The organism is Brachymonas sp. J145 (assembly GCF_036312245.1).
Lineage (GTDB): Bacteria > Pseudomonadota > Gammaproteobacteria > Burkholderiales > Burkholderiaceae_C > Brachymonas > Brachymonas wangyanguii.
Window position 1 is genome coordinate 29,543 of sequence record NZ_JAZDCI010000011.1, and the last position, 16,306, is coordinate 45,848.

Here is a 16,306-nt window from a genome sequence, read left to right on the forward strand (position 1 = left end):
TTATCTGACAAGTAAAGTCCTGATCTGAAGCAAAGTATCGGAAAATGCGGGATTATCCCAGCATTGCCGGCGGGCGTCACTTGGCACGCCTGTCACCATCCTCCCCATATCGTTCCATGTCCAGCGTTTTCAATTTCACCTTTGTCCCCTGGTTCCGCTCGGTGGCGCCGTACATCCACATGCACCGCGACAAGACGCTGGTGCTGGGCGTACCCGGCGAGGCGATTGCCGCCGGCAAGCTGCCCAGCATCGTGCAGGACCTGGCCCTGATCAAGAGCATGGGCGTGCATATCGTGATGGTGCACGGCTTCCGCCCGCAGGTGAACGAGCAGCTGCGCGCCAAGGGCCAGGAGCCGCGCTACTACAAGGGCTTGCGCATCACCGATGAAATCGCGCTGGACTGCGCGCTCGAGGCTGCCGGCCAACTGCGCTACGAGGTTGAGGCCGCCTTCAGCCAGGGTCTGCCCAACACGCCGATGGCCGGTGCCACGGTACGCGTGATTTCCGGCAACTTCCTGACCGCGCGCCCGGTCGGGATCGTCGATGGCGTGGACTACCTGCACTCGGGCCAGGTGCGCAAGATTGATGCCAGCGCGATCCAGTCCATGCTGGACCAGAATGCGCTGGTGCTGCTGTCACCGCTGGGTTTCTCACCCACCGGCGAGGCCTTCAACCTGACCATGGAAGATGTCGCCACCGAAGTGGCCAGCGAGCTGCACGCCGACAAGCTGCTGTTCCTGACCGAAAACGGCGGCATCCGCCAGCGTCCGTTTGATCCGCCAGGCGACGACAACCCGATCGATACCGAACTTTCGCTGCCCTATGCCGAATCGCTGATGGCGCAGCTGCCACCGCCGGAGAAACCAACCGACAAGGGCTTCTACCTGCGCCACTGCATCAAGGCCTGCAAGAACGGTGTGGAGCGCAGCCACATCGTGCCCTACAAGGTCGATGGTTCGGTGCTGCTGGAAATCTACACCCACGACGGTATCGGCAGCATGGTGGTGGACGAAAAGCTCGAAAGCCTGCGCGAGGCCACGATCGAGGACGTGGGCGGCATCCTGCAGCTGATCGAGCCGTTCGAGCAGGACGGCACCCTGGTCAAGCGCCAGCGCCACGAGATCGAGCGTGATGCCCACCTCTACACCATCATCGAGCACGATGGCGTGATCTTTGGCTGTGCCGCGCTCTACCCCTACCCCGAAGATGGCACTGCCGAAATGGCCTCGGTCACCGTCAGCCCACAGGTGCAGGGCCAGGGCGATGGCGACAAGCTGCTGCGCCGCATCGAGCAGCGCGCACGTGCCCAGGGCCTGAAGAGCATCTTCGTGCTCACCACGCGCACCATGCACTGGTTCATCAAGCGCGGTTTTCAGGTCATGGACCCGAACTGGCTGCCTGAAGCACGCAAGCGCAAGTACAACTGGGACCGAAGAAGTCAGGTTTTAGTGAAAAAATTGTGATGCATTTTCGGGGTCGGGAATTTAAAATGCTTCTTTGGGTTTAACACAACATCAAGAAGGAGCCGTTGATGGTCACACGCCGCACCCCTGCCCCCGAAAAACCCCGCCTCGCCCGATCGGGTGACGTGATCCTCGGCAAGACATCGCCCGAGAATATTCCCAAGGTGGCCGCCCGCGATGCCGAGATGACCGCGCTGACACGTCGCGAAGTCGCCATCGAACAGATCCTGGAAAAGGCCGAAGACAAGGTCGAGGCCATGAAGACGCTGATGAGCCGCGCCTCCAAGGACGAACTGGACGCCTTGCGCCTGATGCTGGCCACGCCCTCGCACGCCGCACAGCGCGCCATCAGCGACGAAGAGCTGTCGCCGAACTGGCGCAAGGGGGGCTACCCGTACAAGAACCTGATGAGCCGCAAGAGCTACGAGAAGCAGAAATACACGCTTCAGGTAGAGCTGCTCAAGCTGCAGGCATGGGTCAAGGAAACCGGCGCCCGCGTGATGATCGTGTTCGAGGGTCGCGATGCTGCCGGCAAGGGTGGCACCATCCGCCGTTTCATGGAGCACCTGAACCCGCGCGGCGCGCGTGTGGTCGCCCTGGAAAAGCCGACCGAGGAAGAAAAAGGCCAGTGGTACTTCCAGCGCTACGTCAAGCACATGCCGACGCATGGCGAGATCGTGCTTTTTGACCGTTCCTGGTACAACCGCGCCGGCGTCGAGCGCGTGATGGGCTTCTGCACCGAAGACGAGTACCGCGAATTCATGCTGCAGGCACCGCTGTTCGAGCGCATGCTGACGCGCAGCGGCATCTATCTGGTCAAGTTCTGGTTCTCGGTCAGCCGCGACGAGCAGCGCCGCCGCTTCAAGGAACGTGAACTGCACCCGCTCAAGCAGTGGAAACTGTCCCCAATCGACAAGGCAAGCCTGGACAAGTGGGACGATTACACGCGCGCCAAGGAAGCCATGTTCTTCGAGACCGACACCGTGGATGCACCCTGGACCGTGATCAAGTCGGACGACAAGAAGCGCGCCCGCCTGAACGCGATGCGCTACGTGCTGAACCGCGTGCCGTATGACAACAAGGACACCGACAGCATCGGTACGCTGGACAGCCTGCTGGTCGGCCGCGCCAACAGCATCTACGAGCATGGCGAGCACCCGATGGGTGAGTTCCGCCACGCGTTTGACCTGATGAGCCGCCGTTAAACACTGCGGCGCTGATGGCAGCGACAGGGGCTGGTCTGCGGGCCAGCCCTTTTTCATGTGTGCGGGATCAGGGATCGCGCCCGAACAGCACCATCTGGAAGAAGCGCAGCAGCTCCTGGTCGAGCGAGGCCTTGATACCCTTGAAATCGGCCTGGCGCGGTTCCGGGATGCGCTGGACTTCCGCACGGTGCAAGGCCTCGGCGCGGCGCACGGCATCGGCCTCTTCCGAACGCACGGCGTGATCGGCCAGCACATGCACATAACCCGGCCCGATTTCGGCCAGGCCACCAATGACATACATGCCGGCCGGTTCGGCATCGGGCGTGACGCGGTAACTCAGTGTTCCGGCGCGCAAGGTGGTCAGCACCGGCACGTGGCCGGGCAACACGCCCATGCCACCGGCCGCCCCGGGCAGGTTGACCTCGTGCACGACGCCGCTGAACAGCAGCTCGCTCACCGTGCCCACTTCCAGGTGCAGGTGCTTGGGCAGGCCGCGATGGCCAGGAGGATGGACAAGGGATTCAGCGTTCATCAATGGCTGCCGCTCCGGCCACGATCTCGATCAGCTCGCGCGTGATCGCTTCCTGTCGGGCCTTGTGGTATTGCAGGGTCAGTTCTTCCACGCGCTGGTCGGCGTTTTCGGAAGCGGACTTCATGGCCGTCATGCGCGCGGCCTGTTCGCAGGCGGCGTTTTCGGCTACGGCCTGGTAGATGATGGTCTCGACGTAGCGTAGCAGCAAGGCATCAACCACCTCCTGCTCGCCGGGCTCGTAGATATAGTCCACGCTGTCATGCAGCGCATGGCGGTGCAGCGACAGCTGCAGGTGCTCCGGCACGCCTGCCAGCGGATTGCCCAGTGGCAGAAAGCGTGACAGCAGCGGCTGGTAGCTCAGCACGTTGACGAAACGGTTCGTCGCCACATAGAGCTCGTCGATCTCGCCCTGCAGGAACTGCAGGATTGGTACCGACATGGTGCCAAGCAGATCTTCCGAGGCCTCGAATTCGCTGCCGGCCGAGGCATGGGCGACCACCTTGCAGCCACAGCGTTTCAGCGTGGCCAGACCACGCTGGCCAATGATGGTCAGGCTGCACTCCCGTCCGTCCTGCTGCCAGCGCTCCAGCTGCTGCACCACCTCCTGCAGCAGGCGGGTGTTGAGCGGACCGCACATGCCGCGATCCGTCGTGACGACGATCAGGCCAACCCGCCTGGCCGGCTCGCGCTGCGCCATCAGCGCCGGCTGGTAGTCGCCACCCACGTGCACGAAGCGTGCCATCATCTTGCGCAGGATGCGGCCATACGGGCGAATGCTCTCGGCGCGCTTGCGCGCCTGCGCCAGTCGCGCAAACGCCATGCGCTCCATGGCGCGCGTGATCTTGCGAGTCTTGTTGATATTGGTGATCTGGGCGCGTATCTCGCGCGTCTGTGCCATGGCTTGCGGACTGTTAGCGACGACGGCGCAGGATGGTCCAGAACCAGCCCAGGCAGACCAGCGCAATCGCGGCAAAGCCGACGAAAGACCAGTTGGCAATCGTGCCACCCAGGAAAGTCCAGTCCACCGCCGTACAGTCACCGCTGCCGGCAAAGATACGCGGCAGCGCCTGGCTCAGCGGCAGCTGCTCGATCATGCCGTAGAAGTCACGGCCGCAGCTGTAGAACTCGGGCGGATACCACTGCAGCCAGGACTGGCGCGCGGCGGTAAAGGCGCCAAACAGCGCCACCGGCAGGATCAGGCCCATGGCCGCTATCGGTGCCTTGCACTTGCCCAGCGCAGCCCCCAGCAGTGCCAGGATCAGCACCACGATATAGGCGTAGCGCTGCACGATGCACATCGGGCACGGCGTCAGGCCCAAGCCGTATTGCAGGTACATGCCAAAGCCCAGCATGCCGACGATGACGGCAGCCATCCACAACAGGGTGCGGCGCGGGGTGGAGAAAAACAGGGAGATGAAGCTGGTCATGATGGGACTTTCAGGTGGGCGGGATGACACCAGAATGCCTCCTCCAACTGAATATTATTCCCCAAATGCGCGCTTGTGTGCAGTGCAGCATCAATTCCGTGCAGGGATACCGGCCTTCGTGCTGGCCGCAGCGGAGTGACTGGCCTGCCCGGAGGGACTCGAACCCCCGACCTGCTGCTTAGAAGGCAGCTGCTCTATCCAGTTGAGCTACGGGCAGTCATGGCTGGCGATTGTACCGGGCGCGCAATGGCGCGCAGATACAAAAAAAGGATCGGCTGGCGCCAATCCCTGGAATATGGTCGGAGCAGAGAGATTCGAACTCCCGACCCTCTGGTCCCAAACCAGATGCGCTACCAGACTGCGCTATGCTCCGAAACACGAGATTATAGCGGGTCTGGCAAGGTCTTGCAGCACCGTTACCGCTTATTTCTGCAAGATGCCCCACGCGCCCCGGACAGGCGAACGGCAGCCGCTATAGTGGCATGAACGATCCGAGCATCGCTATGACTACAGGAACTACAGGAGACTTGCCCATGCAGCCCAGCTTTCGTCCGCTTGACGGGATCCGCATCCTCAGCCTGGCACTGAATCTTCCCGGCCCGGCCGCACTGCAACGCTGTGCCGATCTGGGAGCCGTCTGCAGCAAGCTGGAACCGCTGGCCGCACCCGGGCAGCGCAGCAGTGATCCGATGCTGGCCTACACGCCCAAGGGCTACGAAGACCTGCACCAGGGCATCCGTACCCTGCAGGCCAACCTCAAGACCCCCGAGGGCCAGGCCACGTTGCACGAAGAACTGGCGCGCACCGATGTGCTGCTGACCTCTTTCCGCAAGAGCGCCATGCTCAAGCTCGGCGTCGACTGGGACACGCTGCACCCGCGCTACCCGCAGCTCTCGCTGGTGGCCATCTACGGCAACCTTGACGATCCTGATGAGGCCGGCCACGACCTGACCTACCAGGCGCAGAACGATCTGGTCAACGGCCTGCACATGCCCCCCACCCTGTTTGCCGACATGTCCGGCGCGCTCATGGCGACCGAAGCCGTGCTCGGCTGCTGTCTGCATCGCCAGGAGCACGGCTGCGGCACGGTACGCGAAGTCGGTCTGAGCCAGGCGGTGTCCTTTCTGGCGATTCCGCGCACGCGCTACGCCATGCTCGGCCCTGATACGCAACTCGGCGGCCAGCACGTCGGCTACCGCGTCTATGCCTGCCAGGATGGCCGCGTGGCACTGGCGGCGCTGGAGCCGGTGTTCTACCAGCGCCTGTGCCAGCTGATTGGCGGACTGGACGCCTCCGAGCCCGACCTGATGCTGCGCGAGGAGACCGCCGGCATCATCGGCCAGTGGCTGGCCGGCAAGACGCGCGCCGAACTGGGCGAGCTGGCACGCCAGCACGACCTGCCCCTGGAAACCCTGCCCGCCTGATCCCGAACTGGAGCCCCGCATGACCCCCAGCTATTCCCAACAACAGGAACTGATTGAACTGGCGCGTACCGCCATGCGCGAACGCGGCCTGTGGCCGGACTTTTCCTCGGCCGCCAGGGAGCAGACGGCTGCCATGGACCAGCCCGGCGAGCCGCATGGCGGCGAGGTGCGTGACCTGCGCGCCCTGCTCTGGTGCTCCATCGACAACGACGATTCTCGCGATCTGGACCAGATCACTGCCAGCGAGCCGCTGGATGATGGCAGCGTGCGCATCCTGGTCGGCATTGCCGATGTCGATGCGCTGGTGCGCCAGAACACGCCGGTGGACCAGCATGCGGCGCACAACACCACCTCGGTCTATACCTCGGCCATCATCTTTCCGATGCTGCCCGAAAAGCTATCCACCGGGCTGACCTCACTGAACCCGCAGGAAGACCGGCTCGCCATGGTGACCGACATGGTATTCCAGCCCGATGGCACGCTGGGCAGCGCCACCGTCTACCGCGCCTGGGTGCATAACCACGCCAAGCTGGCCTATGACGCCGTCAGCGACTGGATCGTCGGCAAGGGGCCGCTACCCGAGGCAGCCGCAGCCGTGCCTGGCATGGACGTCCAGCTGCGCACACAGGATGCGGTCGCGCAACAGTTGCGCGCACGCCGTATTGAAAACGGTGCGCTCGAATTCCAGACCTTCCAGCCCAAGGCGGTGTTCAAGGACGGCAAGCTGGTCAAGATCACCGAACAGGAACAGAACCGCGCGCGCCAGCTGATCCAGGAATTCATGATCGCCACCAATGGCGTGGCGGCACGCTTTCTGGCGCAACAGGGCCGCAGCTCGCTGCGCCGCGTGGTGCGCTCGCCGGAGCGCTGGCAGCGCATCGTGACGGAAGCAGCCCGCCTCGGCACCGACCTGCCACCGGAACCGGACGGCCCAGCACTGGAGGCCTTTCTGGCGAAGCAGCGTGCCCGCGATCCGGACCGTTTCCCGGACCTGTCGCTGACCATTATCAAGCTGATGGGTGCCGGCGAATACGCGCTCGAAACCCCGGGCGGCAACAGCACCGGCCACTTTGGCCTGGCAGTACGCGACTACTCGCACTCCACCGCGCCGAATCGCCGCTTCCCCGACCTGATCACGGCGCGCCTGCTCAAGGCCGCGCTCAAGAATCTGCCCGCTCCCTACTCCGACGACGAACTGGCCCGCCTGGCCGAGCACTGCACGCGCCAGGAAGACGCCTCAAACAAGGTAGAGCGCCAGATCCACAAGTCCGAAGCAGCGCTGATCCTGGAAGCGCATATCGGCAAGGAGTTTGATGGCATCGTCACCGGCGTGTCCAAGGGCAACAACTGGGTGCGCATTTTCCAGCCGCCGGCCGAAGGCAAGCTCAACGTGCGCCGTGGCGACTCGGTGCACGTGGGCAAGCGCGTGCGCGTGAAACTGCTGTCCACCGATGTGGAACGCGGCCACATCGACTTCGAACTGGTCAGCTGAAGCGCCTGTCGCTCAGGCCTGATGCCGCTGCGTCGGCGGCATCGGCCGGCGGAACAGGTGCCGGCTGACCCACTCGCGCAGCGTCAGATTGTGCAGGAAGACGCCACCCACCACGCCGATCACGCTGCCGACCACGATATCGATCAGGCGCGCCTGGATGATCACGTCTGGCGGCAGCTGCATGTTGGCGCCAGCCTCGGCCAGCAGGATCGTCAAGGGTGTGATGAAGATCACCGCCAGCCCGTAGTGGCGCACCACCAGCATCTCGATGATGAAGCTCAGCGTCGTCAGGATCAGGAACAGGCTCCAGGGATTCAGCTGCAACGTCAGCAACAGCCAAGTCAGCACCATGCCGGCAGCCGTCCCCAGGATGCGGTGCACCTGCTTGTTCCAGACCGCGCGCATGGTCACGTTCTGCATGATGGCGATGCAACTCACCGGTGCCCAGTAGGCCGAGCGCAGGCCCATCAGTTCGGCTACCACCAACGCCAGGCCAACGAACACGGCAATCAGCACCGAGTCATAGACCACGTACTGGAAATCGTAATGGGGCGAAGGAGCTGGCTGCGGGGGTGGCAGGCGCGGCATCATCCACAAGCTGTAGAAAAAGGCCATCAGCAGCGCCAGCATGCTGCCCATGAACACCAGGCCGACGCGCAAGGGAATCAGTTCCACGTTCACCGGCAGGTAGGCACCAATCGACGCCACCATGATGAAGAAGAAGCTGCCCGGTGGCGGCAGGCGGTAGAAACGCGTCACCATGCCGACCAGCAGCGTGAGAAAGGTCAGCACCACTGGCGTTGCCAGCGGATGCAGCGCGCTGCCCATTTGCGCCAGGCCAAAGCTGGCAGCCATGGCGAAGGCGCACACCATCAGCACCACCATGCGCTGCGCCAGTGGCAGGTTGGCGATATAGAGGAACACCAGGCCGCCGAGCGAGGACAGCACGCCGTACTGCACATGGCCGAACCAGGCCCCTACCGCCAGCGGCAGACCGCTGGCCAGCGCCGCCGCAAACGGCAGCTGCCAGGGACGGTCGCTGTGCTTGAAGTCGGTCAGGTGGTACCACTCGGTGCGCACCAGTTGGGACAGCCGTTGCCAGAAGGTCATGTCGTCAGGTTTGCCTAGCATAGAAAGTCGGCGTTGTCAGCCTATTTGAGACTTTTATCTTGAATTTTTTCAGGGATTTTGTATAATATAGGGATTCGACACGGCAAGCGCGACAGCAGCACCTCCGAGCCCGGCCCACCGAGGGATATACACACCCCAACCGGCCACCTCCATCGCAAGGACTGTACTCCAAATGTTCGCCCTTCCCTCTTGCCAATGTCAACCCCGGTCACGCCGCCTGCAGCCAGGTCATGGATGTTCCGGGGTTGCTCTCCTTATGGCAAGTGTTTTCCTCTACTGGAAATCGGCTTTTCCGTTCCCATATGGCGAGCATGCGTCGCACCATGGCCTGCATGGTGCCTGCCCGGAACAGTTCAAAAGGAAGGGTTCAGCCTATGGCCACCAGTAAAACCAGCACCACCACCGATACCGAACAGGACGTGAACAGCACGCCTGCGACCGAGCCGGCCAAGAAGCCCGCGGTGCGTCGCACCACCACGCGCAAGACCACCACGGCTGCTGCAGCCGCTGCTCCCGAGGCTGCCGCTGACGGCACCGAAGCCAAGCCAGCTCCCCGTACCCGCCGCGTAGCCGCCAAGCCGGCTGCCGCCGCCGCAACGGACGAGGCCGCCACCCCGGTCAAGCGCACCACCACGCGCCGCACCACCGCCGCAGCCAAGGCTGCTGCTGACACCGAGACTGCCGCAGACGCTACGGCTGAAGAGGCCACACCGGCTAAGAAGCCGGCCACGCGCCGCCGCACCACCGCTGCCGCCAGCACCACCGCCGCCAAGACGCCGGCCCGCCGTGGCCGCAAGCCTGCTGCCAAGGACGATGACGACGATACCGATCTGTCCGACGTCGAAAACGAATTTGGCGTGGACGAGGAGCCCGAAGAGGAAGCTCCTGCAGCCGATGCTGCCGCTGCACCGGTCGAGAAGGTCAAGCCGCTGCGCATGAAGCTGTCCAAGGCCAAGGAACGCGCCCTGATGAAGGAATTCGGCCTGGACGAAGTCGCCCTGTCCGAAGAGGAAGTCTCGACCCGCCGCCAGCGCCTGAAGGAGCTGATCAAGCTGGGAAAGACGCGCGGCTACCTGACCAATGCCGAAATTTCCGACCACCTGCCCGACAAGCTGGTCGATGCCGAAACGCTGGAAGTCGTCATCTCCATGATGATCGACATGGGCATCTCCGTCTACGAGCAAACGCCCGATGCCGACACCCTGCTGCTGAACAGCTCCAACACCGCCACCACCAGCGAGGAAGAGGCCGAGGAAGAAGCCGAAGCCGCGCTGTCCAACGTGGACAACGAATTCGGCCGCACCACCGACCCGGTACGCATGTACATGCGCGAGATGGGCACGGTCGAGCTGCTCACGCGTGAAGGCGAGATCGAGATCGCCAAGCGCATCGAGGGCGGCATGATGGACATGATGGAAGCCATTTCCGGCTCCCCTGCCACCATTGACGAGATCCTGGCCATGGCCGAGGAGATCCGCGAAGACAAGGTCGTGATCACCACCGTGGTGGACGGTTTTGCCGATGCCGACGAGAACGACGACTACGTGGCCGAAGAGGACGAAGACGAGGTCGACGACGATGACGACGGCGGCACCAAGTCCCAGACCAAGATGATGGAAATGGTCAAGAACGAAGCCCTGCGCCGCTTTGACGACATGCGCACCAGCTTCGAGGCCATGCTGGCCGCCTACGAAAAGGACGGCTACGGCTCGCCCGCCTACCTGCAGGCGCAGAAGGAAATCAGCAGCAAGCTGATGACGATCCGCTTCACCGCCAAGACCATCGAAAAGCTGTGCGATACCGTGCGCGAACAGGTCGAGGAAGTGCGCAAGAACCAGCGCCTGCTGCGCCAGATCATCGTGGACAAGTGCCACATGCCGCAAGAGAAATTCGTTGCCGAGTTTGCCGACAATCTGCTCAACCTGCAGTGGGTGGAACAGCAGGCAGCCGCCGGCAAGCCCTGGAGCGAGACCCTGAGCCGCAACATCCCGCCGGTGCAGGAGCTGCAGCAGCGCCTGATCGACCTGCAGACGCGCGTCGTGGTGCCGCTGGAAGAACTCAAGGCGATCAACAAGCGCATGATCGACGGCGAGCGCTTCTCGCGCAATGCCAAGAAGGAGATGATCGAGGCCAACCTGCGCCTGGTGATCTCGATTGCCAAAAAGTACACCAACCGTGGCCTGCAGTTCCTCGACCTGATCCAGGAAGGCAACATCGGCCTGATGAAGGCGGTGGACAAGTTCGAATTCCGTCGCGGCTTCAAGTTCTCGACCTATGCCACCTGGTGGATTCGCCAGGCGATCACGCGCAGTATTGCCGACCAGGCCCGCACCATCCGCATCCCGGTGCACATGATCGAGACCATCAACAAGATGAACCGCATCTCGCGCCAGCACCTGCAGGAATTCGGCTTCGAGCCGGATGCCTCGATCCTGGCCGAGAAGATGGACATCCCCGAGGAAAAGATCCGCAAGATCATGAAGATCGCCAAGGAGCCGATCTCCATGGAAACGCCGATCGGCGACGACGACGATTCGCACCTGGGCGATTTCATCGAGGACAGCGTCAACACCGCACCGATCGAGGCCGCCATGCAGGCCGGCCTGCGCGATGTGGTGAAGGACATCCTCGATTCGCTCACGCCGCGCGAAGCCAAGGTGCTGCGCATGCGTTTCGGCATCGAGATGGACAACGACCACACGCTGGAAGAAGTCGGCAAGCAGTTCGACGTCACGCGTGAGCGTATCCGCCAGATCGAGCACAAGGCGCTGCGCAAGCTCAAGCACCCGACCCGCAGCGACAAGCTGCGCACCTTCCTGGGCAGCAACGACTGATGGCCAAGACCCTGTCCACCCGCGGCGTGCTCTGCGCAGCCGCGCTGTCCGCCCTGGCGCTGGCTGGCTGCAGCCAGAACGCCAGCAAGGCACCCGCTGCGGCGGCCAGTGCAGCGGCTGCTGCGCCGGCCTCCGCCTCCTCTTCCCTTTCCACCTCTTCTGATCCCAACAAGATGAACCAGACCATCACCACGGCCAGCGGCCTGCAATACATCGACACCCAGATCGGCGACGGCGCTGAAGCCAAGCCCGGCCAACACGTGCTGGTGCACTACACCGGCTGGCTCTATGAGAACGGCCAGCAAGGCACCAAGTTCGACTCCAGCCTGGACCGCGGCCAGCCGTTTGCCTTTGGCCTGGGCCAGGGCATGGTCATCAAGGGCTGGGACGAAGGCGTTGCCGGCATGAAGATCGGCGGCTCGCGCACGCTGATCATTCCGGCCGAGCTGGGCTACGGCAGCCGCGGAGCCGGTGGCGTGATCCCGCCGAACGCGACGCTGAAGTTTGACGTACAGCTGCTGGATCTGCGCTGATCCTGGTGGTGCTGCCTGGCGACAGGCTGCCGTTCCTGCAACCCCGATGCAGCTTGTCTGCTCGGGGTTTTTTCTTGCACAGGCTTCAGGTTCAGCGCCTGGCTGCTCCCAGCAGGTCTGCGCCACCATCGCGTTTCAGCATTTCGTACACCACTGACAGGAACAGACTGCGGGTGTCTTCATTGCCTGCTCCACGCGTCTTGTACAGCTCATGACTGCGCCGGACCGGCCAGCATGTTCATGATCAGCCGGATCAGGGTGTCCTTCTGCGCTGGATCAGACTCTGCGACCAGCAACGCCAACGCGGCCAGTCCAATATCATTGATCACCGGCTGACCTGCGGCATCCAGCAGACGGCCGTTGCGATGCAGGAAGTCGACGAACAGGTAGGCACCGCTACGCTTGTTGCCATCGGCAAATGGGTGATTCTTGATGACGAAGTACAGCAGGTGTGCCGCCTTGGCCTCGACACTGGGATAAGCAGGCTCGCCAAACACGCTCTGGTCCAGATTGCCCAGCAGAGCCGCCAGGCCATCGCTACGCTCGCGGGCGAACAGCTCGGTGGCTTCGCCACGCGCCATCAGGCTGGCCTTGAGACCGGCAAGCGCCTTGCGGGCTTCTTCTACTGTCGGCAGTACGCCGCCGGTCTGCACCAAAGGGTCAGCCAGCAAGCCTTCGTCGTAGCGTTGCAGCAGCAGGAAAGTCTGTGCATAACGACTGACAATATCCGCCAGTCCACGTCCGGCATCCGCACCCAGCTCCGGGTTGCCCGCCAGCCTGCGCACCATATGCAGCGCTGCTTCCAGTTCTCGGGCATTGGTTTCGAAGCGCTGGTGATCGAGGGTGTAACCACGGGTCAGGTGTTCACGCAGCACGCGGGTGGCCCATTGGCGGAAGCGAGTCGCACGCGCGGAATTGACCCGGTAGCCGACTGAAATGACGGCGTCCAGATTGAAATGTTCCAGGTCTCGGGTAACCTGGCGCATCCCTTCGATTCGAACCATTTCCATTTTGGAAACAGTTGCCTCCCGCATCAGTTCGCCGCTGAGATAAATGTTTTTCAGGTGTTTGGAGATGGCAGCCTTCTGCACCGCGAAAAGGCTGGCCATCTGGTCCTGCGTCAACCAAAGGCTCTCTCCTTCCAGACGCACCTCAAGTTGTCCTGCCTCACCCTCGAAAATTACCATCTCGCTCATGCCGTCACCTCACCCAACAGCACGGCAATGTCGGCCTCGGCCGTCCGCGTGCGGCCATCGATCAGGCCATTGACTGAACTGATAACGACAACGCTGGCCAGCGCGGATTGCTTGAAGTCGCCACGCACGGCATCTGCCACGCTCCAGATGAAGTCGGCAAGGTTTTGTTGGTTCATGGTGTATGGCCTACAAGGTATTGCAGCGAGTATGCCACCGAAGGTGCTTGCCAGACCCCGGTTGCCCAGGCGTCGCGGGATGCGCCAGTCCTGCGCATTTTCATGCGCTCCATGTTCGCGCAATTCATGACCCCGTCCCCCACTCTCCATGAGGGGAATTCCCTGTATCGACAAGCACTTGCCCGAGCACAACAGCAGCTTGCACCAGCGCTCTTGAAATCCTCCGGCCCGCTCCCATTTGTAACCTGACGCGCAGCCCCGGCTGCCACCCTGTTTTGACCTTTCGGACCCATCACATGACGACTACCCCTGACCATCAGCCCGACAACGTCCAGAACGACACCCCCGAAGCCACCATCGACGCTGCCCAGGCGGCTACCGACACCGCTGCGCTACAGGCGCAGGTGCAGGAGCTGCAAGACCAGTACCTGCGTGCCCAGGCCGAAGTGCAGAACGCACGCCGCCGTGCCGACGACGAGGTGCAGAAGGCGCGCAAGTTCGGTATCGAGAGCTTTGCCGAAAGCCTGCTGCCGGTGCTGGACAGCCTGGAAGCCGCGCTGGCGATCCCGAACGGCACCGCCGAGCAGCTGCGTGAAGGCACAGATGCCACGCTGCGCCAGCTGCTGAGCGCGCTGGAGCGCAACAAGGTGATCGCGATTGCCCCGGCACAGGGCGACAAGTTCAACCCCAACCACCATCAGGCCCTCAGCGTGGTCCCCGCCCCCGAAGGCGTGACGCTGGAGCCCAACAGCATCGTCAACGTGCTGCAAAAAGGCTACCTGATTGCCGACCGCGTGCTGCGTCCGGCGCTGGTGATGGTCAGCCCGAGCTGATCGCCCTGCCGGAAGCGCAGCACATGCGACGCCGGCCTTGAAATTCTTTTCTGCAACCACATATCTGAACCAAGCGGCAGCGCCGCAGCCCGGCATACACGGGACGGACGCTGCAAACACATTGCCTCAAGGAGCCATTCAACATGGGAAAAATCATCGGTATTGACCTGGGTACCACCAACTCTTGCGTTGCCATCATGGAAGGCAACACCACGCGCGTGATCGAGAACGCCGAAGGCGCGCGTACCACTCCGTCCATCGTCGCCTACCTGGAAGACGGCGAAGTACTGGTTGGCGCACCGGCCAAGCGCCAGGCTGTCACCAACCCCAAGAACACCCTGTTCGCGATCAAGCGCCTGATCGGCCGCAAGTTCACCGAGAAGGAAGTGCAGAAAGACATCGACATGATGCCTTTCTCCATCGTCGCGGCTGACAACGGCGATGCCTGGGTGGATGCCCAGGGCAAGAAGCTGGCACCGCAACAGGTCAGCGCCGAAATCCTGCGCAAGATGAAGAAGACCGCCGAGGACTACCTGGGCGAGCCCGTAACCGAAGCCGTGATCACGGTGCCGGCCTACTTCAACGACAGCCAGCGCCAGGCCACCAAGGACGCTGGCCGCATCGCCGGCCTGGACGTGAAGCGCATCATCAACGAGCCGACTGCTGCGGCCCTGGCCTTTGGCCTGGACAAGCAGGACAAGGCCGACCGCAAGATCGCTGTATATGACCTGGGCGGCGGTACCTTCGACGTCTCCATCATCGAGATTGCCGATGTTGACGGCGAGAAGCAGTTCGAAGTGCTGTCTACCAACGGCGACACCTTCCTGGGCGGCGAGGACTTCGACCAGCGCATCATCGACTACATCATCACCGAGTTCAAGAAGGAACAAGGCGTTGACCTGAGCAAGGACGTGCTGGCCCTGCAGCGCCTGAAGGAAGCTGCTGAAAAGGCCAAGATCGAGCTGTCCAGCACCACGGCTAGCGACATCAACCTGCCCTACATCACGGCCGATGCCTCCGGTCCCAAGCACCTGACCATCAAGCTGACCCGCGCCAAGCTGGAAGCCTTGGTGGAAGACCTGGTCCAGCGCTCTATCGAGCCCTGCAAGATCGCCATGAAGGATGCCGGCCTGAGCGTGAACGAGATCTCCGACGTGATCCTGGTCGGCGGCATGACGCGCATGCCCAAGGTGCAGGACACGGTGAAGGAATTCTTCGGCAAGGAGCCGCGCAAGGACGTGAACCCGGATGAAGCCGTGGCCGTCGGTGCCGCGATCCAGGGCCAGGTGCTGAGCGGCGACCGCAAGGACGTGCTGCTGCTGGACGTGACCCCGCTGTCCCTGGGCATCGAGACCATGGGCAACGTCATGACCAAGATGATCCAGAAGAACACCACGATCCCGACCAAGTTCGCGCAGACCTTCTCGACCGCAGAAGACAACCAGCCTGCCGTGACCATCAAGGTCTACCAGGGTGAGCGTGAAGTGACTGCCGGCAACAAGCTGCTGGGCGAATTCAACCTGGAAGGCATTGCCCCGTCTCCGCGCGGCGTGCCGCAGATCGAGGTGACCTTCGACATCGACGCCAACGGCATCCTGCACGTGAGCGCCAAGGACAAGGGTACCGGCAAGGAAAACAAGATCACCATCAAGGCCAACACCGGCCTGATCGAAGAGGAAATCCAGCAGATGGTGAAGGACGCCGAGCTGAACGCCGCTGAAGACCACAAGAAGGTCGAGCTGGTACAGGCACGCAACCAGGGCGATGCCATGGCGCACAGCGTCAAGAAGAGCCTGACCGAGTACGGCGACAAGCTGGACGCCGGCGAAAAGGACGCGATCGAAGCCGCCATCAAGGAGCTGGAAGAAGCCATCAAGGGCGACGACAAGGACGCCATCGAGGCCAAGACCAATGCCCTGATGGAAGCCAGCCAGAAGCTGGGCGAAAAGATCTACGCCGACCAGGCCGCTGCCGCTGGTACCGAAGCTCCGGCCGGTAACGCTGGCGCTGCTGACGACGACGTGGTTGACGCCGAAGTCAAGGAAGTGAAGAAGGACTGA

The 16,306-nt window shown here is 62.8% G+C and carries 14 protein-coding genes and 2 tRNA genes; 8 read left to right on the forward strand and 8 right to left on the reverse strand.

Translation table 11 applies throughout. The features are described from left to right. Window positions 1-116: 116 nt before the first annotated feature. Window positions 117-1,463, forward strand: coding sequence for an amino-acid N-acetyltransferase (gene argA, locus V1261_RS09815; protein ID WP_329771555.1), 1,347 nt, complete (start codon window positions 117-119; stop codon window positions 1,461-1,463). Window positions 1,464-1,531: 68 nt separating this feature from the next. Continuing rightward, entirely contained in the window at window positions 1,532-2,668 is a 1,137-nt protein-coding gene (gene ppk2 / locus V1261_RS09820; protein WP_329771556.1) for a polyphosphate kinase 2, read from the forward strand. A gap of 67 nt (window positions 2,669-2,735) precedes the next feature. On the opposite strand, the gene atpC is transcribed toward ppk2, so the two are convergent. The 5 genes from atpC to V1261_RS09845 form a co-directional block, all read right to left on the reverse strand. Next, entirely contained in the window at window positions 2,736-3,200 is a 465-nt protein-coding gene (gene atpC / locus V1261_RS09825) for an ATP synthase F1 subunit epsilon (protein ID WP_329771557.1), read from the reverse strand. Next, the gene (gene atpG, locus V1261_RS09830) at window positions 3,190-4,098 is read right to left on the reverse strand and encodes an ATP synthase F1 subunit gamma (RefSeq protein WP_329771558.1); all 909 of its coding nucleotides are present in this window, start codon (window positions 4,096-4,098) and stop codon (window positions 3,190-3,192) included. The genes atpC and atpG overlap by 11 nt, the downstream gene beginning before the upstream one ends. Window positions 4,099-4,111: 13 nt before the next feature. Beyond that, window positions 4,112-4,627 (reverse strand): disulfide bond formation protein B, encoded by a 516-nt coding sequence (locus V1261_RS09835; RefSeq protein WP_329771559.1) that lies wholly within the window; start codon window positions 4,625-4,627, stop codon window positions 4,112-4,114. 140 nt (window positions 4,628-4,767) lie between these two features. Then, window positions 4,768-4,844, reverse strand: a tRNA-Arg gene (locus V1261_RS09840). Window positions 4,845-4,923: 79 nt separating this feature from the next. After that, a tRNA-Pro gene (locus V1261_RS09845) sits at window positions 4,924-5,000 on the reverse strand. A 160-nt stretch (window positions 5,001-5,160) separates the two neighbouring features. Between V1261_RS09845 and V1261_RS09850 the strand changes: the two genes are divergently transcribed. Beyond that, window positions 5,161-6,051, forward strand: coding sequence for a CaiB/BaiF CoA-transferase family protein (locus V1261_RS09850; protein ID WP_329771560.1), 891 nt, complete (start codon window positions 5,161-5,163; stop codon window positions 6,049-6,051). Window positions 6,052-6,070: 19 nt separating this feature from the next. After that, window positions 6,071-7,543 carry an RNB domain-containing ribonuclease gene (locus V1261_RS09855; protein ID WP_329771561.1) on the forward strand — a complete coding sequence of 491 codons (1,473 nt, stop codon included), beginning with the start codon at window positions 6,071-6,073 and terminating at the stop codon, window positions 7,541-7,543. Window positions 7,544-7,555: 12 nt separating this feature from the next. Here V1261_RS09855 and V1261_RS09860 read toward each other — a convergent pair whose 3' ends face one another. Continuing rightward, a complete protein-coding gene (locus V1261_RS09860; protein WP_329771562.1) occupies window positions 7,556-8,653 on the reverse strand; it encodes an FUSC family protein in 1,098 nt (365 codons plus the stop codon). A gap of 395 nt (window positions 8,654-9,048) precedes the next feature. Between V1261_RS09860 and rpoD the strand changes: the two genes are divergently transcribed. Then, window positions 9,049-11,508 carry an RNA polymerase sigma factor RpoD gene (rpoD, locus tag V1261_RS09865; RefSeq protein WP_329771563.1) on the forward strand — a complete coding sequence of 820 codons (2,460 nt, stop codon included), beginning with the start codon at window positions 9,049-9,051 and terminating at the stop codon, window positions 11,506-11,508. 173 nt (window positions 11,509-11,681) lie between these two features. Continuing rightward, complete coding sequence (locus V1261_RS09870) at window positions 11,682-12,041, forward strand: FKBP-type peptidyl-prolyl cis-trans isomerase (protein ID WP_329771605.1); 360 nt, start codon at window positions 11,682-11,684, stop codon at window positions 12,039-12,041. 209 nt (window positions 12,042-12,250) lie between these two features. Here V1261_RS09870 and rhuM read toward each other — a convergent pair whose 3' ends face one another. Further along, entirely contained in the window at window positions 12,251-13,237 is a 987-nt protein-coding gene (gene rhuM / locus V1261_RS09875; protein WP_329771564.1) for a RhuM family protein, read from the reverse strand. Beyond that, on the reverse strand, window positions 13,234-13,413 hold the full coding sequence (locus V1261_RS09880; protein ID WP_329771565.1) for a hypothetical protein: 180 nt from the start codon (window positions 13,411-13,413) through the stop codon (window positions 13,234-13,236). Before V1261_RS09880 ends, rhuM begins: the two co-directional genes overlap by 4 nt. A 296-nt stretch (window positions 13,414-13,709) precedes the next feature. Between V1261_RS09880 and grpE the strand changes: the two genes are divergently transcribed. Both grpE and dnaK read left to right on the forward strand, forming a co-directional pair. Further along, window positions 13,710-14,246 carry a nucleotide exchange factor GrpE gene (gene grpE, locus V1261_RS09885; protein ID WP_329771566.1) on the forward strand — a complete coding sequence of 179 codons (537 nt, stop codon included), beginning with the start codon at window positions 13,710-13,712 and terminating at the stop codon, window positions 14,244-14,246. Window positions 14,247-14,389: 143 nt separating this feature from the next. Next, window positions 14,390-16,306 carry a molecular chaperone DnaK gene (dnaK, locus tag V1261_RS09890; protein WP_329771567.1) on the forward strand — a complete coding sequence of 639 codons (1,917 nt, stop codon included), beginning with the start codon at window positions 14,390-14,392 and terminating at the stop codon, window positions 16,304-16,306.